This is a genomic window from Sporosarcina sp. NCCP-2331 (assembly GCF_023707945.1).
Taxonomy (GTDB): Bacteria; Bacillota; Bacilli; order Bacillales_A; family Planococcaceae; genus Sporosarcina; species Sporosarcina cascadiensis.
This window is the reverse complement of the sequence record NZ_BRCD01000067.1, coordinates 1-1,904: the sequence shown is the minus strand read 5'-3', so window position 1 is coordinate 1,904 and position 1,904 is coordinate 1. Positions and strand designations below refer to the sequence as shown.

The 1,904-nt window shown below is 43.1% G+C and carries 3 protein-coding genes; all 3 read right to left on the bottom strand.

What is annotated here, in order from left to right; all coding sequences use genetic code 11:
- Nucleotides 1-177: 177 nt before the first annotated feature.
- Nucleotides 178-771 (bottom strand): Fic/DOC family protein, encoded by a 594-nt coding sequence (locus NCCP2331_RS18170; protein ID WP_153723048.1) that lies wholly within the window; start codon nt 769-771, stop codon nt 178-180.
- Nucleotides 758-931, bottom strand: a complete 174-nt coding sequence (locus NCCP2331_RS18165; RefSeq protein WP_153723049.1) for a Zn-dependent hydrolase — start codon at nt 929-931, stop codon at nt 758-760. Before NCCP2331_RS18165 ends, NCCP2331_RS18170 begins: the two co-directional genes overlap by 14 nt.
- An 86-nt stretch (nt 932-1,017) precedes the next feature.
- A partial coding sequence (locus NCCP2331_RS18160) for a GNAT family N-acetyltransferase (protein ID WP_309296382.1) occupies nt 1,018-1,904 on the bottom strand: 887 nt, incomplete at its 5' end.

Below are 1,904 nucleotides of genomic sequence, written 5' to 3'. Positions count from 1 at the left end.
CAGGCACCCTAATTAGTTTTACGGAATTAAAGGTATGACTGTAAGCCATAATGGTGCCTGTGCGCAAAACAACTTCGGAACAATTCGGAATAGTGTCTGAATTGCGCGGCGCACAGGCACCTTAATTATGCCAATTCCCCCCCTATATGAACTACGGGCACTAATCTGTGTAAATGATCAGTGCCCGTTATATTCCCCAATATATTGAATCGTTTCTAAAAACAATTCTTTTAGCAGCTTTAGATCAGTAACAGATTGAATCATTGCCTGTATATACTTTTCCCTCTCCAGTGTTTCATACGCCCACTCAATTCCTCGATCCATTGCGTAAGCATATAGGAAAATCCGGATAGTCCTGCCATTTCCTTCACGAAAAGGATGCAACATATTTAATTCTGTCTTAAAATATGCTAAACGATCCGCAGCTTCATTCAATGAATTCCAGAGAGGCTCTTCATTTAACTCCATAAACAAGTCACTTGCATAGCTATTCAAAAATTGAACTTGGCAGAAACGAGTAGCGCCTTTCATAAGCTGAACATCCCTAAATTTTCCTGCAAACGGATAGATATCTTGAAATAGGTAATAATGCAGGTCATGAAACTCTTTCAAGGTAAATGATCCAAATATAAAGTCGTTTTGTTCTAGCGCCATTGCACGGAGAGAAAATGCCAATGCTTCTGCTCTTTCAAGTTCTTCACGGGAATCAATCCCCAATAAATTATATTTTAATAGATAATCATCATTTTCTTTTTCATTATACTTTCCCATGTCGCAATATATCCTTAATTAAATTAGGGGTAATTAAGGTCTTTGTATTTACGAGCTCTAATACTTTTTCCTGTACTTCAGGAGAAAGACTTAAGTTTTCCAGATGAAGATTATGCATTACTCTTCTAAATTCTTTTGATTCCAGATTCAATGCCTTCATGTAAACAACTCCTTTATCAGTACAATCTTACCTTATATTATACCGTATCGCGTGCCTGTGTGTCACACACAGGCACCACAATTACTTCAGTCCAACTCCACCACCGCAAAATCCGCAATCTGCATATAGCCGATTTCCTGATAGATTTTATTCGCTGTGGCGTTTGCCAGGTCCGTAAACAGTAAGCAGAATTGAAATTCCTTCATCAGTTCCTCAGAAACCTTTGCGACCATCGTCCGGCCATAGCCTTTTCTGCGTTCCTGCCTAGGTGTGAAAACCATCGAAACAGTGACTCCGCGCTCGGTTGGACGTGCTTTTTTCATCATCGAGACAACTTTCCCTTCATTCTCCCAAACGAATACTTCCTGCCTGTCGATGAACGAGGCGACTTCCTCACGCACCGCGTCCTTAGGGGTCAACGGCAATCCAGCCTCTTTCTCAAACAGCATCAGCCAGGCCGCAATCCGCAGCGCGTCTTTTTTCGTCGCCAGCCGCCAATTTCCCGGACTGTCTTCCAGCGCCGAATTAACCGCATCAAGCCGGTACACACCCTCATCAATTTCTACTTGAAAGCCGCGGCCTGTCTCCGCCTTCCACTTCTCTGCGAATGAAATCGCCCACTCTTTTCTGCTGATCACCGTCGGGATGGAAATGGATTGTTCAGCGAGCAATCGTACTGTCTGTCCCAAAATTTCATCCGCCTTTTCTGGATGGTTGACGATTATATTCAGCGGATAAGGCGGCGTCATCTGCAGCAGGGCGGCAATTTCTCCATCCTCTTCTACAGCCGCCATAAACGGATTGTCATAACTGCCGGCTTTGATCGCTTCCATTATGCCGTAGAACAGGCTGAAAGTATCTTCGTGCTGTGTCAAAATAGGTTTTGCTTTCAATGAAAATTGCTGTGGGTCCGTGTACGTTACGAATTCCATTGCTCTGTCTCCAATCCAAATAAGTCTTCTGTTTGTCAACA